23 protein-coding genes and 1 pseudogene are annotated in these 26,285 nt (G+C 70.9%); 16 read left to right on the top strand and 8 right to left on the bottom strand.

Features of this window, described 5'->3' with window-relative positions:
• Positions 1–32 precede the first annotated feature (32 nt).
• Positions 33–668 carry a hypothetical protein gene (locus ASD48_RS34800; protein ID WP_057606105.1) on the bottom strand — a complete coding sequence of 212 codons (636 nt, stop codon included), beginning with the start codon at positions 666–668 and terminating at the stop codon, positions 33–35.
• A gap of 687 nt (positions 669–1,355) precedes the next feature.
• Between ASD48_RS34800 and ASD48_RS34795 the strand changes: the two genes are divergently transcribed.
• The 8 genes from ASD48_RS34795 (at position 1,356) to ASD48_RS34760 (ending at position 9,283) form a co-directional block, all read left to right on the top strand.
• Positions 1,356–2,021 carry a DUF6230 family protein gene (locus ASD48_RS34795; RefSeq protein ID WP_057606104.1) on the top strand — a complete coding sequence of 222 codons (666 nt, stop codon included), beginning with the start codon at positions 1,356–1,358 and terminating at the stop codon, positions 2,019–2,021.
• Positions 2,021–2,482 (top strand): DUF6114 domain-containing protein, encoded by a 462-nt coding sequence (locus ASD48_RS34790; RefSeq protein ID WP_057605851.1) that lies wholly within the window; start codon positions 2,021–2,023, stop codon positions 2,480–2,482. The genes ASD48_RS34795 and ASD48_RS34790 overlap by 1 nt, the downstream gene beginning before the upstream one ends.
• A 407-nt stretch (positions 2,483–2,889) precedes the next feature.
• Positions 2,890–3,753 carry an SAM-dependent methyltransferase gene (locus ASD48_RS34785; protein WP_057605850.1) on the top strand — a complete coding sequence of 288 codons (864 nt, stop codon included), beginning with the start codon at positions 2,890–2,892 and terminating at the stop codon, positions 3,751–3,753.
• A gap of 246 nt (positions 3,754–3,999) precedes the next feature.
• Positions 4,000–5,016: a substrate-binding domain-containing protein gene (locus ASD48_RS34780; RefSeq protein ID WP_057605849.1), complete on the top strand. Its 1,017-nt coding sequence runs from the start codon at positions 4,000–4,002 to the stop codon at positions 5,014–5,016.
• Between the two features lie 90 nt (positions 5,017–5,106).
• Entirely contained in the window at positions 5,107–7,875 is a 2,769-nt protein-coding gene (locus ASD48_RS34775) for a nitrate- and nitrite sensing domain-containing protein (protein ID WP_057605848.1), read from the top strand.
• A gap of 11 nt (positions 7,876–7,886) precedes the next feature.
• Positions 7,887–8,321 carry a roadblock/LC7 domain-containing protein gene (locus tag ASD48_RS34770; protein WP_020125285.1) on the top strand — a complete coding sequence of 145 codons (435 nt, stop codon included), beginning with the start codon at positions 7,887–7,889 and terminating at the stop codon, positions 8,319–8,321.
• Position 8,322: 1 nt separating this feature from the next.
• A complete protein-coding gene (locus ASD48_RS34765; RefSeq protein WP_057605847.1) occupies positions 8,323–8,679 on the top strand; it encodes a DUF742 domain-containing protein in 357 nt (118 codons plus the stop codon).
• The gene (locus ASD48_RS34760; protein ID WP_057605846.1) at positions 8,666–9,283 is read left to right on the top strand and encodes an ATP/GTP-binding protein; all 618 of its coding nucleotides are present in this window, start codon (positions 8,666–8,668) and stop codon (positions 9,281–9,283) included. Before ASD48_RS34765 ends, ASD48_RS34760 begins: the two co-directional genes overlap by 14 nt.
• 153 nt (positions 9,284–9,436) lie before the next feature.
• Here the strand turns inward: ASD48_RS34760 and ASD48_RS34755 are convergent, their stop codons facing one another.
• Positions 9,437–9,853 carry an ankyrin repeat domain-containing protein gene (locus tag ASD48_RS34755; RefSeq protein ID WP_057605845.1) on the bottom strand — a complete coding sequence of 139 codons (417 nt, stop codon included), beginning with the start codon at positions 9,851–9,853 and terminating at the stop codon, positions 9,437–9,439.
• Positions 9,854–10,060: 207 nt separating this feature from the next.
• Here ASD48_RS34755 and ASD48_RS34750 point away from each other — a divergent pair, with 207 nt between their 5' ends.
• Positions 10,061–11,431, top strand: a complete 1,371-nt coding sequence (locus ASD48_RS34750; RefSeq protein ID WP_057605844.1) for a glycoside hydrolase family 43 protein — start codon at positions 10,061–10,063, stop codon at positions 11,429–11,431.
• A gap of 75 nt (positions 11,432–11,506) precedes the next feature.
• Here ASD48_RS34750 and ASD48_RS34745 read toward each other — a convergent pair whose 3' ends face one another.
• Together ASD48_RS34745 and ASD48_RS34740 are read right to left on the bottom strand one after the other, a co-directional pair.
• On the bottom strand, positions 11,507–13,387 hold the full coding sequence (locus ASD48_RS34745; protein WP_057605843.1) for an aromatic amino acid lyase: 1,881 nt from the start codon (positions 13,385–13,387) through the stop codon (positions 11,507–11,509).
• A gap of 24 nt (positions 13,388–13,411) precedes the next feature.
• Positions 13,412–14,368 carry an ABC transporter substrate-binding protein gene (locus ASD48_RS34740; protein WP_057605842.1) on the bottom strand — a complete coding sequence of 319 codons (957 nt, stop codon included), beginning with the start codon at positions 14,366–14,368 and terminating at the stop codon, positions 13,412–13,414.
• Between the two features lie 401 nt (positions 14,369–14,769).
• Between ASD48_RS34740 and ASD48_RS34735 the strand changes: the two genes are divergently transcribed.
• From ASD48_RS34735 to ASD48_RS42815, 5 genes and pseudogenes are all read left to right on the top strand, one after another.
• Complete coding sequence (locus tag ASD48_RS34735) at positions 14,770–18,096, top strand: HAMP domain-containing sensor histidine kinase (protein ID WP_057605841.1); 3,327 nt, start codon at positions 14,770–14,772, stop codon at positions 18,094–18,096.
• Entirely contained in the window at positions 18,093–18,569 is a 477-nt protein-coding gene (locus ASD48_RS34730; protein WP_020125273.1) for a roadblock/LC7 domain-containing protein, read from the top strand. Before ASD48_RS34735 ends, ASD48_RS34730 begins: the two co-directional genes overlap by 4 nt.
• 31 nt (positions 18,570–18,600) lie before the next feature.
• Complete coding sequence (locus ASD48_RS34725) at positions 18,601–19,044, top strand: DUF742 domain-containing protein (RefSeq protein ID WP_057605840.1); 444 nt, start codon at positions 18,601–18,603, stop codon at positions 19,042–19,044.
• On the top strand, positions 19,031–19,630 hold the full coding sequence (locus ASD48_RS34720; RefSeq protein ID WP_020125271.1) for an ATP/GTP-binding protein: 600 nt from the start codon (positions 19,031–19,033) through the stop codon (positions 19,628–19,630). Before ASD48_RS34725 ends, ASD48_RS34720 begins: the two co-directional genes overlap by 14 nt.
• Before the next feature lie 236 nt (positions 19,631–19,866).
• Positions 19,867–20,007 (top strand): annotated as a pseudogene (locus ASD48_RS42815) (RidA family protein); the annotation flags it as partial.
• Here the strand turns inward: ASD48_RS42815 and ASD48_RS34715 are convergent.
• From ASD48_RS34715 to ASD48_RS34700, 4 genes are all read right to left on the bottom strand, one after another.
• The gene (locus ASD48_RS34715) at positions 20,004–20,672 is read right to left on the bottom strand and encodes an ABC transporter permease (protein WP_057605839.1); all 669 of its coding nucleotides are present in this window, start codon (positions 20,670–20,672) and stop codon (positions 20,004–20,006) included. The pseudogene ASD48_RS42815 and the gene ASD48_RS34715 overlap by 4 nt on opposite strands.
• Positions 20,669–21,385 (bottom strand): ABC transporter permease subunit, encoded by a 717-nt coding sequence (locus tag ASD48_RS34710; protein WP_057605838.1) that lies wholly within the window; start codon positions 21,383–21,385, stop codon positions 20,669–20,671. Before ASD48_RS34710 ends, ASD48_RS34715 begins: the two co-directional genes overlap by 4 nt.
• Positions 21,382–22,536, bottom strand: a complete 1,155-nt coding sequence (locus ASD48_RS34705) for an ABC transporter ATP-binding protein (protein ID WP_079074161.1) — start codon at positions 22,534–22,536, stop codon at positions 21,382–21,384. Before ASD48_RS34705 ends, ASD48_RS34710 begins: the two co-directional genes overlap by 4 nt.
• A gap of 82 nt (positions 22,537–22,618) precedes the next feature.
• Entirely contained in the window at positions 22,619–23,017 is a 399-nt protein-coding gene (locus ASD48_RS34700; protein WP_057605836.1) for a hypothetical protein, read from the bottom strand.
• Between the two features lie 136 nt (positions 23,018–23,153).
• Here ASD48_RS34700 and ASD48_RS34695 point away from each other — a divergent pair, with 136 nt between their 5' ends.
• Both ASD48_RS34695 and ASD48_RS34690 read left to right on the top strand, forming a co-directional pair.
• Entirely contained in the window at positions 23,154–24,020 is an 867-nt protein-coding gene (locus ASD48_RS34695) for a glycosyltransferase (protein ID WP_057606103.1), read from the top strand.
• A complete protein-coding gene (locus ASD48_RS34690; protein WP_242432819.1) occupies positions 24,017–26,272 on the top strand; it encodes a glycosyltransferase family 39 protein in 2,256 nt (751 codons plus the stop codon). The genes ASD48_RS34695 and ASD48_RS34690 overlap by 4 nt, the downstream gene beginning before the upstream one ends.
• Positions 26,273–26,285 lie beyond the last annotated feature (13 nt).

The following is a 26,285-nucleotide window of genomic DNA, read 5'->3' as shown; positions in this document are numbered from 1 at the left end:
CGCGGACGGTGTTCAGCGGTGGGTGACGGTGTTCAGTTGACGGTGACAGCCGCGCCCGCGTCGGTCACCGGGGCGTACTTGGCGGTGAAGAATCCGTTGGCGAAGCAGAGCGACGAGCCGGACGACTTGGTGAACTGCTGGCTGGTGAAGGTGATGCTGTTGTCGGCGTTGCTCGCCGCGCCGGTCAGGCTGGGCGCCTGGTAGACGCAGTTGATGCTGCCCAGCAGGGTGCGCAGCACGACCGTGGTCTGGATGGTGGAGCCGCTCGGCGGGGTCACGCTGACGGTGCCGTCGGAGGAGACGCTCGTGGTGTAGGAGAGGTTGTTGACCGTGATGCTGGTGACGCCGAGCACGCCGACGACGTTGGCGGTGCAGTTGCTGAAGGTGTGCGCGGTGAGCGACTCGGTGGCGGTGCCGGGCGCGGTGGGGTTGTCGGTGACGGTGGCACTGAACCCGGACGTGGCACAGGAGACACCGCTGGTGCCGGTCGCGCTGGAGTACAGCGTGGCGGTCGTGCCGCTGGCCAGGGAGGCGTTGAGGACGTCACCGACGGCGACGTCGCCGTTGGCGGTCGTCAGCACCGCACCGGCGGCGGAGGCCGGCGTGACGGCGGTGAGCGAGAGGGCGGCGACGGTGCCTGCGAGGGCGAGGAGGGAGCGGGAGCGCAGCATGCGGGTGCCTCTTTCTCAAGTGGGGGTTGGTTCGGGGGGTTTGGCTGGTGGGGGGTGAACCGGGCGCGTCGCTGGTCGCGACAGAGGGGGACGCTGATCGGCATCCGCCGTCGCCGGCCCGTGACGCCTTCTCCGTACGTGACGGACCGGCAACGGCGGCCGGCCGGTGACCGGTCGGAGGCACTGGCGAGTGACTCCGGCCGGGCCGGGCGGTGAGGGGCGACCGGTCACGGGCCCGCGGGGGGAAGCGGCCGTACCGGTGCCGTGGAGGGATCGAGCTCGGGACCGAGTGGCCCGTACTGGCTGAAAAGCGTCCGGGAGCGCGGCGGTGTCGCCGCGCTGCGGATCCGGCGCCACGGATCCCGGCTGAGCCAGGGAGAGTTGTAGACCTGATGCTCAGTCAACGTCAAGGCTCTGCAACAAAGTTGATGGCTCGACAGATATATGCGGAAGAGCCCGCGGGCAGGCGATCAGCGGGCGGCACATAATGAACACTCTTTTTCCACATCTCCCTTGACCGGCTGGTGTAACCATCGGTAACTTCCTCGTCGGCTACTGCTGCGTAACCCAGAAAGCCCTTGCGGTTTCCGGGAGCCGCGAGGGACATGCGCGGCAGCCGCTGTCCGCGCCAGGACAACGTGCCACTGAAGCCCAACCCGCATGACCAAGCGCATGGGAGCAGACATGGCCTCGTCCCCGGACGTCAATGCGTCCGCCGACCACACCCCTGAAAACCCCGAAAGCGGTTCCGCAACGAGACGCGGCCGGGTCCGGTTGCGCCGGGCCGCCGTCATGGCGGTGCCCGCCACCTTCATCGCCGCGGGGCTCGCGGTCCTCACCGCGCAGGGCGCCCTGGGTGTCCAGTTCGCGATCTCCGGGATGCCCTTCGTCGTCACCGCCGACCGGCTCGACGGCGAGGGCTTCGCCCAGTTCGGCGGCCTGGACAACATGATCGAGAACAGCCCCAACCAGGGCGACACCGGCGGCCAGGTCCTGGTCGTCACCTCGGTCGTGAAGAACGGCAAGATCACCAACATGTGCCAGAGCGTCGACCTCGGCGGCATCCAGCTCATCCTCAGGGCCGGCGGCGGATCCACCCCGGTGAGCGTGAAGAACCTGGCCATCGACTCCGACGAGATCTCGGGCGACGCCGAGTTCAACAACATCGAGATCGGCCGCGACTCCAGCACCTTCGACAAGGTCCCGATCCAGGGTCCCGCGGGCGTCTACGGCCAGCAGGCCGACACGGTCGTCATCAAGAACCTGTATCAGCACAACTACGCGGCAACCGCGGCCGTCTTCAAGCTCCCCGGCCTGAAGATGAGCTTCTCGAGCGAGGGCTGCAAGTAATGACCTCCACCCAGTGGCGGGACCGCTTCCGGGAGTGGAGGGGCCACCGGCCCTTCGCGGGCGGCGTGCTGCTCGTCCTGGGCGGCGCCGAGATACTCGTGACCATGAAGGCGCCGCTGCCGGTGATCCTTCATGTGGGTATGCAGGGCCTGGCGGGTTACCTCCTGCCCACCCTGATGGTGGTCTGCGGTCTGCTGATCCTCTTCAACCCGACCCAGCGGCTGTTCTACTCGATCATCGCCATCCTGCTCTCCCTGGGCACCTGGCTCACGTCCAACATCGGCGGCTTCGTCATCGGCCTTCTGATGGGCGCGGTGGGCAGCAGCCTGGCCTTCGGCTGGCTGCCCGACCAGGAACCGCGCCAGAGCCGCCGGCAGCGGCGCAAGGAGACGCGGACGGAACGGACGGCCGAGCCGGTCCGGCAGGACGGCCCGCTGCCCGGGGCGGGGAAGCCCGCCTGAGCCACGGACCTTCGCGGACCTGACACGCGGACGCGCCACGCGGCCGTACGTCACTTCACCGGCGGCGCCGGGACGGCCTGCGCACAGCGGGCCGGGCCCGGCCCCGCCGGTTTCGTCACCCCGCCACCGCCACCCGGCATGCGAAAGGGCGGGGCCCCGGTGTGCCGTCGCGGAAGTCCCTGCCGGGGCGGCCGGCGTCCGGGCCGGATTCGCGACGGCGTTCCGTGGCGCTTTCGCCGTGCCGTTCGCCGTGCCGTTCGCGGCAGGGGTTCCCGTGCCGTGTTCGCCGGCCTCTTCGGGCCGGACCTCACGATGACGACGACGGCCACGATCGGCAGAGGCCGCAACCGGGCGCGGAAACGCGCTTTCCGGCGCGGCCGTCCGTCGGAGGTGGAAGGTTGGGGCGCATGGACGGCGACGCGACGGACAGCGGCGAAACGACCGGCGCCGGGTCCGGACCCGAGCCCGGGCCCGAACACGACGCGGTCGACACCGGGACGGCGCACTCCGCTCGGATCGACGACTACGTCATCGGCGGCAAGGACCACTTCCCGGCGGACCGCGAGGCCGGGGACGCGATGGTCCGGGAGTGGCCCGCGCTCCCCGTCCACATGCGGGCCAACCGCGACTTCATGAACCGCGCCGTGCGTCACCTCGCCCGGGAGGCCGGGATACGTCAGTTCCTCGACATCGGCAGCGGCATCCCCACCTCCCCCGACCTCCACGAGATCACCCAGGCGGCAGCACCCGACGCCCGGGTGGTCTACGTCGACAACGACCCGCTCGTCCTGGACCTGTCCCGGGACCTGATGAGCGGCACGCCCGAGGGCCGCACGGCCTACCTGCGGGCCGACATGCGCGACCCGGCGGGCATCCTGGCCGCACCGGAGTTGCGTACGGCGCTGGATCCGGGCCTGCCCGTCGCCCTCACCGTGATCGCGATCGTCCACTTCCTGCTCGACGAGCACGACGCCGTCGGCATCGTCCGCCGCCTGCTCGACCCCCTGCCCCCGGGCAGCCACCTGGCGATGTCCATCGGCACCGCGGACTTCGCGCCCGAGGAGGTCGGCCGCGTCGCCCGCGCGTACGCGGCCCGCGGTATGCCGATGCGGTTGCGCACCAGGGCGGAGGCGGCGGAGTTCTTCACCGGGCTCGACCTGGTCGACCCCGGGATCGTCCAGGTCCACCGCTGGCGTCCCGACGGCGCCGGCACGGAGGTCGTGCGGGACGCGGACATCGCGATGTACGGGGCGGTGGCCCACAAGCACTGAACCCGGCACCCGGATTGACGATCAGTCAATTCAGCTGCGGATATGCTCCCTTCCGTCCTCGCCGCACCGTCCCGGATCACGATGCGGCGGCAGCACCTCACCCCGTGTGGTCGCTCACTTGACTCCCAGCGGTCACACACGGTTGGCTCCGAGCCAACGAATGCCTCTCGCCGGTGCACACCCCCTCGCTCCGGCGCCGCTCGCCCCGTCCTCCCTGCTCTGCCGCACAGCGAGGTGCAGCCCCCCATGAACACTCCCCTTCCCGCTCCCTCCGCTCCCCTCCCCCTCGGCTCCGTACGCCTCACCGCGCTGGCCGCCGCCTGCTGTCTCCTCCTGCTGACCGGCTGCTCCGGCACCACGTCGTCCGGTGCGGACCTGGACACGGCCGGCGGCTCGGCCGACCGCGTCAAGATCACCCTGGTCACCCACGGCGCCGAGGGCGACGACTTCTGGGAGCTGGTGCGCAAGGGCGCCGAAGCCGCGGCCGCCAAGGACGGTGTCGACCTGACCTACGCCAGCGACCCCGACGCCGCCGGACAGGCGGAGCTGGTGCGGGACGCGATCGCCGACCGGGTCGACGGCATCGCGGTGACCCTCGCCAAACCGCAGGCCATGAAGGCTCCGGTGGCCCGGGCCAAGGCCGCCCGCATCCCCGTGGTCGGACTCAACTCGGGCATCGACGCCTGGCGTTCGGCGGGACTTCTGGAGTACTTCGGCCAGGACGAGAGCGTCGCGGGCCGTGCCGTCGGCGACAAACTCGACGGCCTCGGCGCCCGGCACGCCCTGTGCGTCATCCACGAACGGGGCAACATCGCCCTGGAGGCGCGCTGCGCGGGCGTGAAGAAGACGTTCACCGGCGAGACCGAGATGCTCTACGTCGACGGAACGGACATGGACGCCATGACCGCCGCCGTGACGGCACGGCTGCGGCAGGAACCCGACATCGACGAAGTCATCACCAACGGGGCGCAGTTCGCCCTCGCCGCGGTGCAGGCGACCGGGAAGGCCGGCAGCGAGGCCAAGGTCGCCACCTTCGACCTCAACAAGGACCTGGTCACGGCCGTCCGGGACGGCAGCGTTCAGTTCGCGGTGGATCAACAGCCCTATCTGCAGGGTTACTTGGCAGTCGACGGGCTCTGGCTCTACAAGACCAACGGCAACCTCAGCGGTGGCGGCGTGTCGCCCGTGCTGACGGGCCCGGCCTTCGTCACGAAGACCAACGTCGCCGAAGTCGCCCGCTTCGCCGCCGCCGGCACCCGCTGACCGGACCGCCCCCCTACTCGCCCGGTTCTCCCCCCTCTCCCTCCCCTTCCTCGCTCCCCCTCCCCCCCCGCTGATCGCTCTAGGACGACTATGTCTCCACGGACAGGTGCCCGGCGCCGACGTCTCGGCTCCATACGTCTCTCGCTGATCCTGCTGGCCCTGGTGCCCAGCGTCACCCTCGCCGCCATGTGGGGTGTGACGACGACCCAGATGTTCGCGGAGGGGCTGCGGCTGCGCGCGCAGACCGAACTGAGCCGGTCGACCGGGGCCATGGGCACCGAGGCGACGCTCATGCTCCAGCAGGAGCGCAGCCTGTCCGCCGTGTGGCTGGCCTCGCGGCCCGCCGGCTCCCGGGCCGCGCTGGAGGCACAGCGCGCGAGGACGGACGCGGCGGTCGCCAGGCTCGTCGCCCGGTCGGACGACATCCAGCAGGCGTCCGACCGGGTCAGGGACCGGATGTACTCGGTGGTCGCCTCCGTGGGCAGCCTGGAGTACTACCGGGGCCAGGTGGACGACCCCGTCGACATCACCGCCGCCCAGGCCCTGGACCAGTACACGTCGATCATCGACGACCAGATCCACGCCTTCCAAGAGCTGTCCCAGGTCGACGACGGCGACCTCACCTCGCAGGCCGGACCCCTCGTCGCCCTGGAGCACGCGGCCGAACTGGTCTCCGAGGAGGACCTCCAGCTCACGCTGGCCGGGCCCCGGCAGCGGATGGACGAGAAGACGTGGGCGCAGTTCGCCCAGTTGGTGAACACCCGGCGCTGGCTCGTGCAGGACCAGATCGTCCCCTCGCTCACCGGCACCGCGAAGGCACAGACCGAGAAGATCCTGACGAGCTACCAGTGGCAGATCCTGGAGTCCGTGGAGGACAAGGTGCTCGCGGCCCGCGCGAAACCGGGGGAAAACGGTGACATCGCGTTGCCGGACGTGCAGAAGCAGTGGCGTGCCGCACTCATCGAGGTCTCCGACCAGTACTCGGGGCTGATCCGGCTGCAGACCACGGCGCTGCTCCGGCACAGCGCGGACGAGGCACGCGAGCTGCTCATCACGGCCGCCTCGCTCAGCGCCGGCGGTCTCGTCGCCCTGCTGCTGTGCGTCGGCATGTCCTGGCGTATCACCCGCTCCCTGTCCCGGCGGCTGCACGGGCTGCGGATGGCCACGCTGAGCCTGGCGCACGAACGGCTCCCGGACGTCGTGGCCCGGCTGGACCGGGGCGAGACGGTCGACGTGGACTCGGCGGCGCCTCCGCTGGACTACGGCGGCGACGAACTCGGCCAGGTGGCGGCGGCGTTCAACACGGCGCAGCGCACCGCCGTGCACACCGCGGTCGAACTCGCCGACACCCGGCGCGGTTTCCAGAAGGTCATCCTGGGCATCGCCCGGCAGAGCCAGAACCTGGTCAACCTCCAGCTCAGCAAGCTCGACGCACTGGAGCGGCGCCACCAGGACCCGGACGTCCTCAGCGGGCTCTACGAACTGGACTCCACCGCAAGCCAGTTGCGCCGCTACGAGGAGAACCTCGTCATCATCAGCGGCGGCCGGCCGGGGCGCAGCTGGACGGAACCGGTGGCGCTGATCGACATCCTGCGCAGCGCCGTCGGGGAGGTCGCCGAGTACCGGCGGGCCGAGGTGCACACCGAGGAGGACGTGTACATCGCGCCTCCCGCCGTGGCGGACGTGATCCATCTGCTCGCCGAGCTCATCGACAACGCGACGGCCTACTCGCCGGCCCCCAGCCCGGTCGGCGTACGGGCCGCGCTGGTGGCCAGGGGCCTGGCCGTCGAGGTCGAGGACCGCGGCCTCGGCATGTCCGAGGAGGACTACGCCTCGTTCAACGCGCAGTTGGCCGTCCCACCCCAGTTCGACGTGGTGGCGCTCGCCGACGACCTGCGGTTGGGCATGTTCGTGATCGCCCAGCTGGCGACCCGGCACGGGATCGCCGTCACCCTGCGTTCGTCACCGTACGGCGGCACCACGGCCATCGTGCTGGTCCCGCACGACATCGTGGTCCGCGAAGCCCCCGGCCCGTCCGTCCCGGCGGCGCAGGACCCGGGCGAGCCGACGGACGCCGGGCCCCCCTCCCCGGACACGGACCTCGCGTCACCCGCGCGGGACACGTCGGACGCGGCGCGGGAGCAGGGCCGGCCGGGCACCGAACCGGCGGCGTCACCCTCCCCGGCAAAGGGCGCCTCCCTTCCGGCGCCCGGTTCGTCGGCCCCGTCGCCCCGGTCGGCCCTGTCGGCCGGCCGGTGGGACCCGGCACCGAGCCGACCGGCCTCGGAGGACCCCGCGCCGGAGTCGCCCGACCCGGCCGACCCCCCGTCCTCGACGGATGTCGCGCCCTCGACGGGCATCGCGTCCTCGACAGACGTCTCGTCCTCGACAGACGTCTCGTCCTCGACGGACCCCTCGTCCCTCCTCCCGCCGGACGAGGTGACGCCCGCGGCGCGTGCGTCCGCCTCCGGGCCCGGAGCGCCGGACGTCAGCGATGGCGGGGGTCTCCGGGCGGGCGAAGCGGCGACCGCCACGGCCCGGACGCCGGGTACGGCCGCCCGGCCCGGGGGTCTCACCCCCTTGCCCCGCAGGGTCCCGCAGACCAGTCTCGCCACCGAGTTGCGCGAGGACGCCACGTCCGCGACGTCAGCCGAGGAAGACGGTTACCCGGACGACTTCACGGCGGAGCGCGCGGCCTCTTCCCTCGCCGGTTTCCAGCGGGGCACGCTGCGAGCACACGCCGACGCCGACCTGTGGCCCGACGATCCGCAGGAACCGTCCACCGAGGAGGCCCCCGGCCCGCCGGTCACCGCCGCAATCACCTCCCAGACCCCGACACCGCCCGCCGACCGCTCATGAAGGACTTCGCGATGACACGCTCCATCCCCGGCACGAACACCCAGCTCGACCAGCTCCTCACCGGTCTCGTGGACCGGGTCGCCGACGTGAACCAGGCCGTCGTGCTCTCCGAGGACGGGCTGGTGGTGAGCAAGTCCACCGGCTTCCTGCGCGAGGACGCCGAACGGCTCGCGGCGACCGCGTCCGGCCTGATGAGTCTCAGCAAGGGCGTCAGCATGGATTTCCGCGGCGGCCCGGTGCGGCAGGCGCTGATCGAGATGGCCAACAGCTACCTGATCCTCACCTCGGCCGGCCCGGGGGCCCATCTCGTCGTCCTGGCGGGAAAGAACGCGGACGTGGGCGTGGTGGCGTACCAGATGAACATGCTGGTGAAGAAGATCGGCGAGCACCTCAGCGCGGCACCGCGGGCCCATGTCGGTCCCGCCGTCCGCACCAACGGCGGGTGAGGTGAGCGGAGGCGGCGAAGCGGGCAGACTCGTCAGGCCGTTCACCCTCACCGGTGGCCGGACCCGGCCCAGCCGTGCCGACTTCACGCTCATCACGACGGTGACCGCGGTCGACCCGCCGCCCGAGCGGGCCGCGCGGCCGCAGCCGGAGCACACCCGGATCCTGCGGCTGTGTGCCCGGCCGCTCGCCGTGGCGGAGCTCGCGGCCCATCTCGACCTGCCGGTGAGCGTGGTCGTCATCATGCTCTGCGACCTGCTGGAGGCGGGCCTGATCACGGCCCGGCCGCCGCGTCCCGTCACCGGCACACCGGATCTCGATCTGCTGGAGAAAGTGAGGGACGGCCTTGGCCGGATCTGATTCCACCGCTTCCACCGTCCTCGACGCCGGGCCGGCCGGTGCTCCCGACACGGTGAAGATCCTCATCGCCGGCGGCTTCGGCGTCGGCAAGACCACCATGGTCGGGGCGGTCAGTGAGATCGCGCCGCTGCGCACGGAGGAGCCGCTGACCGTCGCAGGCCTGGAGGTGGACGACCTCTTGGGCATCGAGGAGAAGCGGTCCACCACCGTGGCCCTGGACTTCGGGCGGATCACCATCGGCGAGGAGCTGGTGCTGTATCTGTTCGGCACGCCCGGCCAGCAGCGGTTCTGGTTCATGTGGAACGACCTGGCGATCGGCGCGCTGGGGGCGGTGGTGCTCATCGATGTGCGGAGGCCGGAGTCCAGCTTCGCCGCGCTCGACTTCTTCGAGCGCCGGGGCATCCCTTTCGTTGTCGCGGTAAACGGTTTCCACGGGTTGCACCCGTATCCGACGGAGGAGATCAAGGAATCGCTGGCGTTGCCGACCCATGTTCCCGTGTTGCTGTGCGACGCGCGGGAGCGTGACTCGTGCCGGGACGTGCTGATCGCTCTGATCGACCGGCTGATCGAGGACGTCACCCTCCAGCCGAGCCCGGCACACTGAGCGACCGCCCTGCGCCCGACCGCCCGACTGCCCGGCCGCCCGGCTGTCTGGCCGCCCGGCTGTCTGGCCGTCTGGCTGTCTGGCCGTCTGGCCACCCGGCCACCCAGCCGCCCGGCCAGCGGGTATCCAGGACCCGGGGACTCCGGGAATCCGTCAGTGGGCACCTGCGGCACGCAGTACGGCAACCGTTTCCGGATGCGGTCCCGCGGTTGCCCATTGCAGTGGGGTCAGCCCGGTGCCGTGGTCCTCGCGCAGATTGGGGTCGGCGCCGTGGGCGAGCAGGGTGCGGACCGCGTCGAGGTGGCCCCAGCAGGCCGCCGCGCACAGCGGGGTCCCCTCGGCGCCCAGACCTGCGCTCTCGACGTCCGGCGGCGCACCGGCTTCGAGCAGCCTGCGCGCGGCATCGGCGGACCCGTGAACGCAGGCCGCGTACAGGGGAGTTGTTCCTTCGACATCCGCTGCCGAGGGGTCGGCGCCGGCCCGCAGCAGCCGGCCGACCTGAGAACCGCCCTCGAACATCACCGCCGACATCAGACGCTTCGTCAGTTTCTTCTGCCGTCTCCTGTTCACGGTCGCCGAGAGTAGCCCGGACCGGCGCCGAGATCGCCCCAATTTTCCTGGGCCGTCCACAGGTGCGAGGCGGGAAACCGCCAAGCGTGTCCCAGTGATTGACCCGTGCCCCGCACACCCCTACTTTCTGACCGACTCACCGAACCTGGTTCGGTATCTCGAACCACCGGTCGGCATCAAAGGGCACCCCGCATCCCTGGAGCGCATATGACCCCCAACCCCTCCCGCCGCCTCGTCCTGGGCGCGGCCGCCTCCGTCCCCCTGGCCCTCACCCTCGGCGTCCCGTCCGCCCACGCGGCCGACTCGGCCTACGTCATGGGCTACTTCACCGAATCGACCAGCCTCGGCGCCGGCACCGACTACGGCCTCCACCTCGCCGTCAGCACGGACGGGTTGCAGTGGATGCCGCTCAACCAGAACAACCCCGTGGTCACGCCCACCGAGGGCGCGCTGGGGCTGCGCGACCCGTTCATCCTGCGCAAGCAGGACGGCACCTACGTGGTGATCGCCACCGACCTCAAGGGCACCGACTGGAGTTACGTCAGCCAGTACGTGCACGTGTGGAACTCGACCGACCTGCGCACCTTCACCGGATACCACCGGCTGAAGCTGCACGACATGAACACCCACAGCTGGGCGCCGGAGGCGTTCTGGGACGCGGGCCGGGGACAGTACGCGCTGATCTACTCCGCGGTGAACAGCAGCGGCCACAACGTGATCATGGTCAACTACACCACCGACTTCGTCACCGCCTCCGCCCCCCAGGTCTTCTTCGACCCCGGCTACGACGTGATCGACGGCGACATGGCCGTGGGGGTGAACGGCGTCAACTACCTCTACTTCAAGAAGGACCAGACGCTGGTGGGCGCGCGGTCCAGCTCCCTCGACCCCGGCAGCTTCACGGTCTTCAACACCGGGGTCGCCCACGGCGGCACCGAGGCGCCGACCCTCGTCAAGTCGCTGACCTCCGGCACCTGGTGGCTCTGGGGGGACACCTACACGCCCAACGGCGTCTTCTACGCCTGGCAGTCCACCGATCTCGCGGCGGGAACCTGGACCGCGCTCGACCAGAGGACGTACACCCAGCCGGTGAACTCCAAGCACTGCGGTGTCACGACGATCACCGGCACGCAGTACAGCAACCTCGTCGCCAAGTGGGGCGCCCCGGCCTGGAACCGGCTCAAGTCCTACAACTACCCGGACCGCTACGTCCGCCACGCCAACTACGTCGGCCGCATCGACACGTACCCCTTCGACCTGTACACCGACTCGCAGTGGAAGCTCGTCCCCGGCCTGGCCGACAGCTCCGGGGTCTCCTTCCAGTCGGTGAACTACCCGACCCGGTACCTGCGGCACTACAACTACCAGCTCCAACTCGGCGTCAACGACGGCACATCGGCCTTCGCCGGAGACGCGACCTTCTACCGTACGGCGGGGCTGGCGGACGCCGGATGGGCGTCGTTCCGCTCCTACAACAACCCGACGCGCTACATCCGGCACGCGAACTACGTACTGCGCATCGACCCGGTCTCGACCGCCACCGAGAAGCAGGACGCGACGTTCTACGTGGGCTACTGAGCGAGGCCTGTCATCGGAGCCGGCCGTCGGTCCGTCCGTCCCCGGGTCCACGGCCGGGGCGTCCATCCCCGGGGCTCACAACTCGGCCAGCTCCGGCAGCAGTTCGGCGGCCGCCGTCACATCGCCGGTCAGCGGACGGTCTTCCGTTCCCGCGGGAAGCACGGCCGCCGCGGCGAGGACGGCGGCCGGTGCCCGAAGCGACTCCGCCCGCGCCGGGCGCATCCTCAAAGCCCTTACGGCAGCGACGAGTTCACATGCGAGGACGGTGGCGTAGGCGTCCGTCGCCCGCGAGGTCTGGCGGGCGGCCTGTCCGGCGAAGCTGGCGGCCTCCTCCAGACCCCGCGACAGGACGGCGTGGCCCGCCGAGGCCGGAGTCACCCCCGAACGCAGTTCCGCCAGCGCGGAGTTGGCGGTGTACTCCAGGATCATCGTGCCGGAACTGGCCGCCGGTCCCCCGCCGAGGAACGGGGGCAGTCCGGTGAGCCCTGGATCGCCGAGCGCCGCCAGGCGAGCGGCGGAGAGCTGCGCGGTCTGCAGCAGGGCGAGGTTCGCGGCGTCCAGGGCGAGGCCCAGGGGCGCGGCGAAGAAGCCGCCGTGGTGATAGGCCGCGGTGCCGTCGGGATCCATGAGGGGGTTCTCCGACGGGCAGTTGATCTCCACCTCGACGACTTCCCGAAGTCGCTCGGCGGCGTCCAGGGCACAGCCGTGCGCCTGCGGGAAGGCACGGAACCCGAAGGGGTCCTGGATACGTCCGCCCCGGCGGCGCTGCGGCCGGTCGGGCAGCCCGAGCAGCCGCCGCACCTCACCGGCCGCGCGGGCCGCGCCGGGATAGGGCCGCAGGGCGTGGACGGGCGCGGCGTACGCCTCCGGCGAGCCGGACACCGCGGCGAGGGAAAGGGCGGCGACGGCATGCGTGGCCCGCAGCAACACGTCGAGCTCACGCTGGGCTAGCGCCGCCTGCCCGAGCGCGAGGGCGTTGCTGCTGAGCAGGGCCAGCGCGTCACCGGGCTGAAGGACGACCGGAACCGGAAGCCCGGCGGGGTGGGCTGCGGTCGCGACGGTGGAGACGGGAGCGGCCGCCGCCCCGGGGGCGGAAACGGGAACGTAGACGGTTTCGGCGGCGGGTCCGGGCAGAGTGACGAGCCGAACGGCGGGGGCGACGGCGTACCGAGCAGCGCCGGCGAGTTCGCCACCGGCGACTGCGGCGGGGGCAGTGGCGGGTGCGGCGGCTGTGGGGGTGGGGGCGGCAGTGGCGGCTGCGGTGATGGCGGGGGCTGCCGTGGCGGCTGCGGTGATGGCGGGGGCTGCCGTGGCGGCTGTCACCGATGCGACGGGCTCACCGTCCGGGTCGGCGCACTCCACCCGGCCGGTCGGCTCGCCGTCCGGCTCGAGGGTTTTCCCCGGCCGGGCCGGTTCCCCGCTCGACCAGGGCCGTTCGCCGATCAGTGTCAAGCCGGTCTGGGCGAGCGCGGTCAGGTCGCCGGTGCCTACAGCGCCGTACTCGTTGACCGCCGGGTGGACGCCGAGACGGAGCGCGTCGACGAGGGCGTCGATGAGCGCGGGCTGGATGCCCGAGCCGCCGGCGAGGAGCTGGTTGGCACGCACCGCGAGCATGGCGCGGACCTGGCGGGCGGGGAGCAGAGCGCCCGCTCCGCCCGCGTGGCTGCGCAGCAGGCGCAGGCCGTGCGCGGCCTGGTCGCCCTCGTCGACCGGCACCGAGCGCTGTGCGCCGACGCCGGTGCCACGGCCGTACAGCCGTCCGGCGGCGGCGAGCGTCTGCGCCGTGCGCCAGGACAGGACGGCGCGCTCACGGGCCTCGGGGGCCACCGCGGGGACGGCCGCACCGTCGACGAGCGCGATCAGCTCGCCGACGGTGAGGGTGGTTCCGTTCAGGACGGTCCGGGCGCCCCCGCGGTGCGGAGGAACCCGGGCCGGTCCGTTTGCTGTTGTTTCCAACGGTTCACGTGATCCGATGGAACCTCAGCCGAGGCCGGCCGACTTCAGCCAGGCCTTGGCGACGTCCAGCGGGTCCTTGCTCTCCAGCTGCACCTGGGAGTCCAGGTCCAGCAGGGCCTTGGTGTCGAGCTTGGCGGAGACGGCGTTGAGCGCGTCGATGCCCTCCTGGGAGAGCCCGCTCTTGTAGACCAGCGGGGTCACGTTCGCGAATCCGAAGAGGTTCTTCGGGTCCTGGAGGACGACGAACTTCTCCTTGGTGATGGTCGGGTCCGTGGTGAAGATGTCCGCGGCCTGCACGGTGTTCTTCTTCAGCGCGGCCTGGGTCAGCGGACCGCCCGCGTCGAGGGCCTTGAAGGACTTGAACTTCAGCCCGTACACCGACTCCAGGCCGAGGATGCCCTGCTGGCGGGTCTGGAACTCGGGCGAACCGCCGAGGACCAGCTCCGGCGCGATGTCCTTGAGGTCGGCGAGCGTGGACGTCGCGGTGAGGTTGTACTTCTTCGCGGTCGCCGCGTTGACCGTGACGGAGTCCTTGTCCTCGGCCGGCGACGACTCCAGCAGCGTCAGCTTGGAGTCGAGCTTGGCCTTCGCCGCGACGTTCACGGTCGCGAGCGAGGTCTGCTCGGCCTTCGCGTCCAGGTAGGCCAGCAGCGAGCCGTTGTACTCCGGCAGGACGGTGATGGAACCGTTCTTGAGCAGGCCGTACGTGGTCTCACGGCTGCCGATGTTGGGCTTGTAGGACACCTTGATGCCCTTGGCCTTCAGGGCCTCGCCGTAGATGTCGGCGATCAGGATGCTCTCGGCGAAGTTGTTGGAGCCGACGACCACGGTGTCGCCGGCCGCCTTGTCGCCGGCGAGCGGGTCGGAGGTGTCGTCGGACGAGGAGCATCCCGCCAGCAGGACCGTCACCGCCGCGAGGGCGACGGCCGCCGCACCTGGGTGGTTCCTGAGAGACCTGCTGCTGTGGGCGTTGGTAGTCACGGTTCCCGTTCCGAGCTGGGGGGTTGATGAGAACTCAAACACTCTGGCCTGATCCAATCCACCCGCTTCTTGATCAGTCAAGAGCAGCCGGGTTACCGATTGGCTTCGATCCGTGATCACTTACGACGGATCGGTAGATCACCTGTGTACCCCTTTGCAGGCCCCTGAACGGCCCTGGTTCACCGCTTCGTAATGGATTCTTGACGTAGGGCGACGCGCTCGACCGTTCGAATAGGCGATAGTCTCGCCGGAGTTGGTGTTCGCCACAGCAGTCGGCGTCGACCACGGCGGCGTACGGGGGCCGCTTCCGTATCATTCATATTCGGACACGTGTGTGCAGAAAGTCGGCATGCATGCAAAAGCCCCTCGCACGCCCGCAGCACCCCCTTGAAGGAGGCCCGGTGTCCACGAAAGAGGTGGACGCGCCCGCCCGGTCGGCATCTTCGCCACCCACGTCCGTACGCCGGGGTCTGCGGGGATTCGCCGACCGATGGCCCTTCCAGCGCAAGTTGAACGTACTCGTCGGTATCCCGCTGACGGTGATCGCGCTGCTGCTGACGTACCTCATCGTCGACCTGGTGCAGGAGTCCAACCGCGCGGAGGACGCCGCCCAACTGGTGCGTGACAGCGCCCAGGTCGCCCAGCTCGTGGCCGATCTGCAGGACGAACACCAGCAGGCGATCCTGCTCTCCGTGCGGCACGAGGCGTCCTTCGACGGCGGCACCCCCTCCACCGACGGCTACCGGCAGGCCCAGGCCGCCGTGGACACGCAGGTGCGAAAGGTGGTCGACGCCTTCGGCGACCGGCTGCCGGACACCGAGGTGCAGGCACTCAAGGAGGTCCAGGGCCTGGCCGGCCTGCGGTCCACCATCGAACAGGGGTACCTGCCCGCCGACAACATCGACCCCGCGTACTCGGGTGCGGCCGACGGTCTCATCGACGGCCTGGGCCTGGACCGCAACACCGGCCTCGCCACGACCTTCACCGGCAACCTCCTCGACTCGCTGCTGCGCGCCGACGCCGCGCACGGCGCCTTCGAGACGGGCGTGTTCTCCGCCCGGACCGGTGACAGCAACGCGCTCATCGAGTTCACCGGCGCGGTCGGCTCCTACGAACTGTTCACCTACCAGGCCGAGCGGTTCGAGCGCTTCGCGAGCGAGGCGCAGAACGAGGAGTTCGGCGGCATCGAGCACAACTCCTCGCAGGCCGCCATCGGCCAGCACTACGCCGAACTGGCCGTGGACCCAAGCGCGTTGCAGGCCGAGTCCAAGGCCGACATCCGTACGGCGTTCCGCGCGGCCATCGCCTCCTACCCCGACTACAGCACCCAGGCCCGGACCCGGCTGAAGATCACCGCGTCGCTCATCGACCAGATCGCCGACCGGGCCGACGACACCGCCTCCAGCGCCCAGTGGCGCGCGGGCCTGCTGCTGAGCCTGGCACTGTTCAGCTTCGCCCTGTGGATCGCCTTCTCCATCCTGGTACGCCGCTCCGTGGTCCGCCCGGTGCTGGCGCTCACGGGGGCTGCCCAGGAGGTCGCCGACGTCGCGGGCCGCGAACTCGCCCGCGTCGCCGACGACGACGCCGAGGAGTCCGGGCCCCCGCGGCTGCGGGAGCTTCCGGTCACCGCGGACGACGAGATCGGTGAACTCGCCGAGGCATTCAACAACGTGCAGACCACCGCGGCCGCACTGCTGGAACGCCAGGTGCTCAGCCGGCGCAACGTCGCCGAGATGTTCGGCAACGTCGGTCGCCGCGTCAGCAACCTGACGACTCGTCAACTTGCGCTGATCGACGCGGTGGAGCGCGGCGAGACCGACCCGGCGCTGCTCGAACGCCTCTACTCCATCGACCACATCGCCGTCCGCCTGCGCCGCAACGCCGACAGCCTGATGCTGCTGGCCGGCATCCGCGAGACCGTCCTGGACGCCGGGCCGACCGAGCTCACCAACGTCGTACGCGCCGCGCTGGGACAGATCGAGGGTTTCCAGCGGGTTCAGCTGCGCGCCGCGACCGAGGCCCTGGTGGAGCCCGACATCATCGGCGACCTCACGCTGATGATCGCCGAACTCCTCGAGAACGCCGTGTCGTTCTCGCCGGAGGGCAGCCCCGTCGAGGTGGTGGTCGGCGCCGACGCCGACGGCGCCTCGATCACCGTCGCCGACCACGGTCTGGGCATGAGCGCCGAGCGCCTGGCCGAGGAGAACTCGCGCCTGGTGCGCCGTGAACGCCTCGACGTCGTCCCGACGAAGGTGCTCGGCCTGTTCGTGGTCGGCGCGCTGGCCCGCCGCTGGGACGTCGACGTCACCCTGTCCCGCACCCCGGGCGGCGGCGTGACGGCCGAGGTGATGATCCCCTCGACCCTGCTCCTGACGATGAGCGAGCTGGGCCCTGTGGGCAGGCCGGCCCACACCGGCACCTCCCCGGCCACGGCGGCGCTCGCCGCCCCGTCGGCCCCCGCGGCCGGCCCCTCGCCGTCGTCCTCGATCCCGTCCGCGGTTCCGTCCTGGGCCACGAACGAGGACGATCCGACCGCGCTCCCGCGCCGGGTCCCCCGCCGTGACCCGTCCCCGGGCGAACGAGAGGCCGAAGCCCCGCTCGCACCGGTGGCAGACACCGACGACCCGACGAACGACACCGCAACCGCAACCGCAACGACGGTGGCTGGCCCCTCCGCGGAAACCGATGAAACCGGTATCTCGAGCCGTCCGGCGGGAACCGGTTACTCCAGCCTTAAGTCCGGAACCGGTTCGGCTGCCTCCGGGAACGCCGAGGTAACCGCTTCCTCCGACCGTGCCGTCGAAACCGGTGTCGTTGCCGATACGGCGAAGCCGGCGTCCCTCGCCGTCTCCGCCCCGCCCGAGGCTCCGGCCGGCACCGCTGCCGACCCGGACACCACGGCCGGGCCCGCGACGCGCGCCTACCCGGCCGGTGTCGGGATCCCGGCGCCCCGCACGGCCGAGGCGACGCCCCACGCCCGCGCGGAGCACGAACCCGGGGACCACGTCGGCACGGCGGAGCGCACGACCTCCGCCGGCACTGCGGAGCCGTCGCATGGCCACGCGGCCGAGTCCCGGCCCGCCACCCATGCGACGGAGCCCGCGCCGCACTCCCACTCGTCCGGCCCCGAGAGCGGCCCCGCCCGCTCCACGGGCGGCCCCGACGGCACCGGCGACTCCGGCCACAGGACGGAGCACCTCGCCACCGGGCGTGGCGCCGAACCGCCCGCGCACGACCGCGCCGCCGACCCTGCCGGTCCGACGGGTCCGACGGGTCCCCTCTCCGGTTCCGGCCGGGCCGGGGCCGATCCGTTCGCCGTCGGTCCCGACGGATCCCGTCCGCTCCGGCGACGGGTGCGCGGGGCGACGCTGCGGACGACCGCCGACGCCGCCGCCCAGCAGGCCGCGCGACAGGCCGCCCGCCCCGCCGACGCGGACGCCGTGCGCGACGCGCTGGAGGAGTTCGAGGCGGCCGTGGCCCGCGCCCACCGGGACACCGGCGAACACCCTCGCCCCGCCGAGCCCCACCCCCTCGCCCCCACCACCGAAGACCCGATCGACCGCCGGAACGACCGCCGGCACGATCACCGTCCCGACGTTTCGCCCGACCGGACCGACCGGACAGCGCCGTCCGACGCGTCCGGGCGGACCGAGCCGATCAACGACCGGATCAGCGGCCGGGACACCACGCACCACCAGAACCACCTTCCGGAAGGAGCCGAGCAGTGAGCACGTCGACAGGTGAGACTCCCGCCGGAGACGCCAAGCCGACCGATCTGCGGGCCGCCGCAGCCGACTTCACCTGGCTGCTCAACCGTTTCGCCACCGAGACGGCGGGAGTCGTGGACGCCATCGCGGTGTCCTCCGACGGACTGCTGATCGCGGTGTCGGAGCTGCGCGAGCACGCCGACTCCGAACGGCTGGCCGCGATCGTGTCGGGCATCACCAGCCTGGCCGCGGGCGCCTCCGGCAACTACGGCCTGGGCGGCCTGAACAAGGTCATCATCGACCTGGAGGGCGGCCACGTCCTGGTCTCCGCGATCGGTAGTGGCGCCGTGCTCGGCGTCGTCACCGACAAGGAGGCCAAGCTGGGCAACATCGCCTACGAGATGACGGTGTTCGCCAACCGCGCCGGCACGGCGCTCAGCCCGCAGCTCGTCCTGGAACTGAAGAACAGCGTCGGCGCCACGCGTACGCGCTGAGCGCGTGCCACCGTAGAGAGAGCGAACACCGATGGCGGACGGCCGCACACCGCGGGGGGCCGGCGAGGACGGCGTCGCCCCCGTCGGCCCCGCACCCGCCGTCCGGCCCTTCCTGGTCACGGCCGGCCGGGTCGCGGGCGGCGCGGGCGAGACGTCGTCCGGCCGGACGATGCCCGTGGAGACCCAGCTGGTGGCCACCACCGGCGGGCTCGACGCGCTCGGGCGGCTCTCCTTCGAACAGCACGACATCGTCGCCGCCTGCCGCGTCCCGCAGTCCATCGCGGAGATCGCGGCCAGGCTGCGGCTGCACCTGAACGTGGTGCGGGTCCTCGCCGAGGACCTCCGGACGGCGGGGCAGTTGTCGGTGCACGTGCCCGACTCCGGCGTCACCCACGACGCATCCGTTCTGCGCAGGGTTATCGATGGCCTGCGGGCCATCCCCGACTCCCGGGGGGTACTCCGTGACACCGACTGAACCGCTGGTCCGCACCTCGGCCGGCCAGGCCGCCGTACGGCCGCCGCTGCCGGTGAAACTGGTGATCGCGGGCGGCTTCGGCGTGGGCAAGACCACCGCCGTGGGCTCGATCTCCGAGATCGAGCCGCTGACCACCGAGGCGGCCATCACCGAGGTGGCGGCAGGTGTGGACGACCTCAGCCACACCCCGCGCAAGACCACCACCACGGTCGCGATGGACTTCGGCTGCATCACCATCGACCCGACGCTGAAGCTGTATCTGTTCGGTACGCCCGGTCAGGAGCGGTTCGGGTTCATGTGGGACGACATCGTGGAGGGCGCGGTCGGCGGGCTCGTCATCGTGGACACCCGCCGTCTCGACGACTGTTACGCCGCGGTCGACTACTTCGAGCACAAGCAGATCCCGTTCGCCGTTGCCGTAAACGCTTTCGACGGCCAGATCGCGCACACGCTGGACGAGGTCCGCTGGGCCCTCGACGTGTCCGAAGGCGTCCCGCTGCTCGTGTTCGACGCCCGCGAGCGCGGCTCGGTACGAGACGCCCTGCTGGTCGTGCTGGAACAGGCGCTGGCCCGATCGGGCGGCTGACGGCGCACACCGGACGGCCGGAGCGTCGGAGTCTGAAACGACTGGAAACAGCTAGCAACAGCCAGAGCCAGAGCCCCCAGAAACAGCCAGGAACAGCTGGGAACAGCTAGGCGCGGTTGGGGCCAGCGGAAATCAGCTGGAGCCGGTCAGAAACAACAGGAACGGTCGGATACAGCAAGGACAGTGCGGCGGGGCCAGAACTGCGGTGCGGGGGAACGGCCTTCCCCCGCACCGTCCTGCACGCCCGTTTCAGCGAGCGGTCGCCCGCGCAGACCCTGAGCGGGGTGGCCTCGCTCGCCCTGCCGGGCATGCTCTTCGAGGTCGACGCGATCGCCGTACGGCCGTCATCCCGGGACCGGGGCCGGGACCAGTCCTAGTTGCTGCGGCGTACCCCCGGCGAGACCGTCAGCTTGGCCGCCGCCCAGAACACCGCGAGCGTCGCGAGGGCCATGCCGGCGACCAGGGTGGCGCCGCCCACCACCTTCTCGTAGTCGTGCTGGTAGAGACCGTCGACGATGTAGCGGCCGAGGCCACCGAGGCTGACATACGCGGCGATGGTCGCCGTCGAGACGATCTGGATGGCGGCCGAACGCAGACCGCCGAAGATCAGCGGGAGCGCGACAGGCAGTTCGACGCGCAGCAGGATGCCGGACTCCCCCATGCCCATGCCCCGCGCGGCGTCCACGGGCGACGGATCGACGGAGCGCACCGCCTCGTAGGTGGTGACCAGGATCGGCGGGACGGCGAGGACGACCAGCGGGATCATCACGGGCAGCATGCCGAACCCGAGCACGATGGTCGTCACCACCAGCAGGCCGAAGGTGGGCAGCGCCCGGCCGGCTGTGGCAACCAGGGACAGGACGTTTCCACCCCGCCCGTAGTGACCGGTCACCAGGCCGATCGGCAGCCCGATCGCGGCGGCGAGAGCAAGCGCTTCCAAGGAGTACTGGACGTGTTCCCACACGCGGGTGGGGATTCCGTCGTAACCGTGCCAGTGTGCGCTGTCGCTGAAGAAGGCGTTTACGAAATTGATGACGTTCACCGGGCTGCGTCCTCCAGGGCGGGCACGGCCGGATCGGGCCGGACCCCGGCGGGCTTGGACTGTCCGCCGCGCGCGCCGCTCGGCATCCAGGGGGTGAGCAGGATGCGTACGACGACCAGCAGGGCGTCCGCGAGCACCGCCAGAGCGGCACTGGTGATCACGGAGTTCCAGGCGAGTTCGGGCCGGTTGTAGATCTGCGCGTCGTGCAGCAGGTTGCCGAGCGCACCCTGGTTGCCGATCAGCATCCCGACGCTGACGAGGCTGATGCTGGACACGGTGGCCACCCGGAGGCCGGCGATGATGGCCGGTACCGCGATCGGCAACTGGACCTGGACGTAACGGCGTACGGGTCCGAAACCCATGGCGGTCGCGGCGGCGAGGGTCTCCTGCGGCACCGACCGGACGCCGTCGACGATCGCCGGGACGAGCACCACCAGGCTGTAGACGGTGAGCGGGATCATCACCGTCAGTTCGGTCTGCCCCGTGTAGTCGATGAGGACGACGAAGAAGGCCAGGGACGGGATGGCGTAGAGCACGGTCGTCACCCACAGCACGGGCGGGTACAGCCAGCGCAGCCGCACACACAGCTGGGCCAGCGGGAGCGCGAGCAGCAGCCCGCCCAGCACCGGCAGCAGGGCCTCGCGCAGATGGAGTCCGATGAGGCCGAGCCAGTCGTGCTGGAGGTCGCTGGGGATGTCGAAGAAGCGGTTCACCGGATGACCTTCTGGGCGGTCTCCTCGGGCGACGACCGCACCTCACGGCCTGCCGCGTGGGCGCCGCGGATGGCCTCGCCGATGACGGTCTGGGAAACCACACCGGCGGCCCGGCCCTCGGCGTCCACGGCGACCGCCCAGCCGGTGGGCGACAGGACCGCACAGTCCAGGGCCGCGCGCAGCGAGTCCCGCTCGGCGACGAACGGCCGCCCGTACGGCAGCAGTCGGTCGGCGTCGACCCGTCCGGCCGTCAGCGCTCCGGGCTCGCTCCAGCCGAGCGGACGGCCGTCCAGGCCGGTGACGAGGAGGTAGGGGGCGTCGGTCGCGCCACGTGCGGCGATCTGCTCGGCCGTGGAGTCGATCGCGACGATCGGCGTGGTGAGCAGCTCCAGGCCGGCGGAGGAGAAGAACGACAGGCGCCGGATGCCCCGGTCGGCGCCGAGGAAGTCCTCGACGAAGGCGTCGGCGGGGTCGGACAGCAGCTCCGCCGGCGGCGCGAACTGGGCGAGCCGGCCGCCGGTGCGCAGCACCGCCACCATGGTGCCGAGCTTCACCGCCTCGTCGATGTCATGCGTCACGAAGACGATGGTTTTGCCCAACTCGGCCTGAATACGCAACAGTTCGTCCTGCAGACCCTTGCGGACGACGGGGTCGACGGCGGAGAACGGCTCGTCCATGAGCAGGACCGGCGGATCGGCGGCGAGCGCGCGGGCCACACCGACGCGCTGCTGCTGGCCGCCGGAGAGCTGGTAGGGGTAGCGCTTGGCGAACGAGGCGTCGAGTCCCACCCGTTCCATCAGCTCGCGTGCCCTCGCGCGGGCCTTGTCCTTGCTCCAGCCGAGCATCCGGGGCACGGTGGCGATGTTGTCGACGATCGTCCGGTGCTGGAAGAGCCCGGCGTTCTGGATGACGTAACCCATGCCCCGGCGCAGGGTGTTGACCGGCTGCTGACGGCTGTCGACACCGTCGATGAGGATCGTGCCCTCGCTGGGCTCGACCATCCGGTTGATCATCCGCAGAGTGGTCGTCTTGCCGCAGCCCGAGGGGCCGACGAGGACGGTGATCGCACGGTCCGGTATGTCGAGGGAAAGCCGGTCGACCGCCACCGTGCCGTCCGGGTATCGCTTGGTGACTGAATCTATCCGTATCAAAGCGCCGAATACCCTTCGGGTCTGGCAATTTCTGCCCGCTCTCGATACGAGTTCGGGCCGTTGCGGGGAGAGTCTAGACCGCTTACCAGATCAGCAGTCCGCCACCGGCCCCCAGCGCATACCGCGCGCTCGCCTCGATGCCGTCCAGGCGGCAGGAGATGTGGTGACGGTGGCTCTCGACCGTCCGGTCGGGCGGGCGGGTCTCGATGGCGAGACGCTCCGAGTAAGCGCGTACCAGAGCGATTTCCGTCAGGAAGGCGGGGATCTCGTCCGGAGCGACGACATCGCCGTTGTGCACGCACACCAACGCCGGCAGGAACCGGGCACCGATCCGGCGGATGGCCCGTGACCCCCAGACCGTCCTGCGCCACGACTCCGGCCCGGCCAGGTCCATGCCGTCGGGTCGTCCGTCCCGTTCCCCGGTCAGGATGTCGAGGTCACCGTGGTCCCTCACCAGGAAGACCTCACTCGTCAGGCTCATGGCGTCAGTGGATCACGCCACCCGCACCCGGGTGAAAGGGGTTTCCACTGTGCGCAAGCTGTGAGTCCGCTGATTCTCACTCTTCCCTCAGGACCGGCTCAGGGATCCCCCAGACATGGCCCCGATCGTCATGGCCATGAACGAAACGAACGCGGGAGGCGTCCGGCAGCGGTCGGTCGAGATCGTGGTGCCGGTGTACAACGAGGCGCACGTCCTCGCCGACAGCATCGGCCGTCTCCACACCCATCTCGAAGAGTCCTTCCCGTTCCCGTTCCGCATCACGATCGCGGACAGCGCCGGCACGGACGCCACCTGGTACGCGGCGACCGACCTGACACTGCGTCTCCCGCACGTGCACGCCGTGCGCCTGAAGGAGAAGGGCCGGGGCCGGGGCCGCGCCCTGAAACACGTGTGGAACCGCTCCGGCGCGGACGTCGTCGCCTGCATGGACGTGGACCTGTCGACGAGCCTGGAGGCGTTCCTCCCCCTGGTCGCCCCTCTGCTGTCCGGCCACAGCGACCTCGCCGTCGGCAGCCGACTGCACCGCCAGGCGGCCGCGGTCCGGGGCGCCAAGCGGAAGTTCGTCTCCCGCTCCTACAACCTCCCGCTCAAGGCCGGCCTCGGCGCCCGGTTCTCGGACGCCCAGTGCGGCTTCAAGGCGGTCCGCGCCGACGTGTTCCGCGCGCTCGCCCCGCACATCGAGGACACCGCCTGGTTCTTCGACACCGAACTGCTGGTCCTGGCCCAGCGCAACGGCCTCCGCGTCCACGAGGTGCCGGTCGACCGGACCGACGACCCCGACAGCCGGGTCGACATCGTCCGCACGGCCGTCGACGACCTCAAGGGCATGCGCCGGATGCTCCGCTCCACCCTCACCGGCCGCACCCGTGTCCCCGCCGTACCCCGCCGCACGAGCACCCCCCAGGTGCCGGCGGCACGCGTGACCACCCCCGCCGCCGTCCTGCCCACCGGGGCGAACACCCACCTGGAGTACGCGTCATGACGACACTCGCCCCGCCGCCCGCCCCCGTCCGCGAGGACGGCGCCCGCCACCGGTCGGTCCCGCCCGCCGACGGCGGACCCGCCTCCCGCGCCCGGCGTCTGTTCACCGGTGCGCCCGAGGACCCGCGCTGGGCCCGCCCGGCCCTGTGGGCGATCCTCGTCCTGGCCACCGCCCTCTACGCCTGGAACCTCTCCTCGATCACCGGCAACACCTTCTACGACGCGGCCGTCTACAGCGGCACCAAGAGCTGGAAGGCGTTCTTCTTCGGCGCCTTGGACGCGGGCAGCTTCATCACGGTCGACAAGCCGCCGTTCGCCCTGTGGGTGATGGGCCTGTCCGCCCGCGCCTTCGGGTACGGCACCTGGCAGCTGATGCTGCCGATGGTGGCCGTGGGAACCGGTTCCGTCGCGCTTCTGTACCGGCTGGTCAAGCGGGACTTCGGCGTGGTGGCGGCGACGATTTCCGCGCTGTCGCTGACGCTCACGCCGATCACGGTCGCCATCACCCGGGACACCAATCCCGATCCGATCCTGGTCTTCCTGATGCTGCTGGCCGCGGCCGCACTGCTGAAGTCCGTGCGCACCGGCCGGCTGATACCCCTGGTGTGGTCGGCTGCAGCCATCGGTTTCGCGTTCAACACGAAGATGATGCAGGCGTACGTCGTGTTGCCCGTGTTCTTCCTGGTGTACCTGTGGGCCGCGAACGCCTCGTTGGGCAAGCGCGTACGCAACCTTGCCGTCGGTACGGTCGCGCTGATCGTCTCCAGTGCCTGGTGGATGGTGGTCGTCGATCTGATCCCGGCCTCGTCCCGCCCCTACATCGGCGGTTCCACGGACAACACGGTCTGGGACCTCGTCATCGGCTACAACGGTTTCGGCCGTATCTTCGGGGCGAGTTCCTCGGTGGGCTCGCAGGGCAACGGCGCCGGCTTCGGCGGCGAGGCGGGCCTGTACCGGATGTTCAACGACACGATGGGCGGCCAGATCTCCTGGCTGATCCCCTTCGCGGCGATCGCGCTGGTGGCGGGTCTCGTGCTGCGCGGCCGGGCGCCCCGTACGGACGCCAGGCGCGCAGCGCTGATGCTGTGGGGCGGCTGGTTCGTCCTGCACTACCTGACCTTCGCCCTCGCCGAGGGCACCTTCCACCCGTACTACGTCACCGCCATGGCCCCCGGTATCGCGGCCCTGACCGGCGCGGGCGGCGTGATGCTCTACAACGCTTTCCGTAACGGCTGCGCGGCGGTGGGGGTCCCCCCGGCCGAGCGAAGCCGAGACCGGGGGATGGGCTGGGCGCTGCCGGTCGCGGTGGCGGCTAGCTCGGTGTGGGCGGTCGTCCTGCTCCACCGGGTCTCCGGCTCCGGAACGCTGTACACGGTCGCCGAAGTCGTGGCCGGTGTGGCAGGGGCGGCCTCGGTGATCGGACTGCTGGTCGCGCGTTTCACGAAGCGGCAACGGCTGATGGGCGTCGCGGCGCTGGCGGCGGTCGTGGCGCTGCTCGCCGGCCCGGCCGCCTACTCGGTCTCGGCCGCGACCTCCAGCACCAACGGCACCAACCCGACGGCCGGTCCGAGCACCGGCGGTATGGGGGGCATGGGCGGTGGCGGCGGCCAGCGGCCGAGCGGGACCGACGGCGGACCGGGAACCAACTCCAGTGATGCGCCCAGCGGTTCCGGCGACGGCCAGGCAATGGGCCAACCCCCGTCGAACAGCGGCACCTCCACGGCCGACGGCGGCTCGACGGGGTCGGGGACGACCGAATCCGGCACGGCGGAGTCCGGCACGGCGGAGTCCGGCACGGCGGAGTCCGGCTCGACCGAGTCGGGTACGGCGGAGTCCGGCGCCGCCGACGGTCGCACCGGTGGCGGGATGGGCGGTACCCAGGTGTCGTCCGCGATGATCACGTACCTGGAGAAGAACCAGGACGGCGCCACCTGGCTGGTGGCGGTGGCCACAGACCAGACGGCCTCCTCGATCATCCTGGCGTCGGGTGAGCCGGTCATCTCGATGGGCGGCTGGTCCGGCAGCGACGACGCGATGACGCTGGCCAAGCTGAAGAGCCTCGTGAAGGCGGGCAAGCTGCACTACCTCGTCGTCGGCGACAGCGGCCAGGGCTCCTCGAACTCCGAGATCTCCACCTGGGTCAAGGCGAACGGAACGGCCGTGTCCGACTACAGCGGTCTCTACCGCCTGGCGACTCATGAGCGCACAGGGTTCGCCGTACGCGTCCGGACCGCCCGCCTCCTCATGCCCTGAAACCGCCGTGAAA

Source organism: Streptomyces sp. Root1310 (assembly GCF_001426425.1).
In the GTDB taxonomy this organism is placed as follows: Bacteria; Actinomycetota; Actinomycetes; order Streptomycetales; family Streptomycetaceae; genus Streptomyces.
The sequence above is the reverse complement of the archived record's forward strand: the minus strand, read 5'-3'. Positions and strand labels throughout refer to the sequence as shown.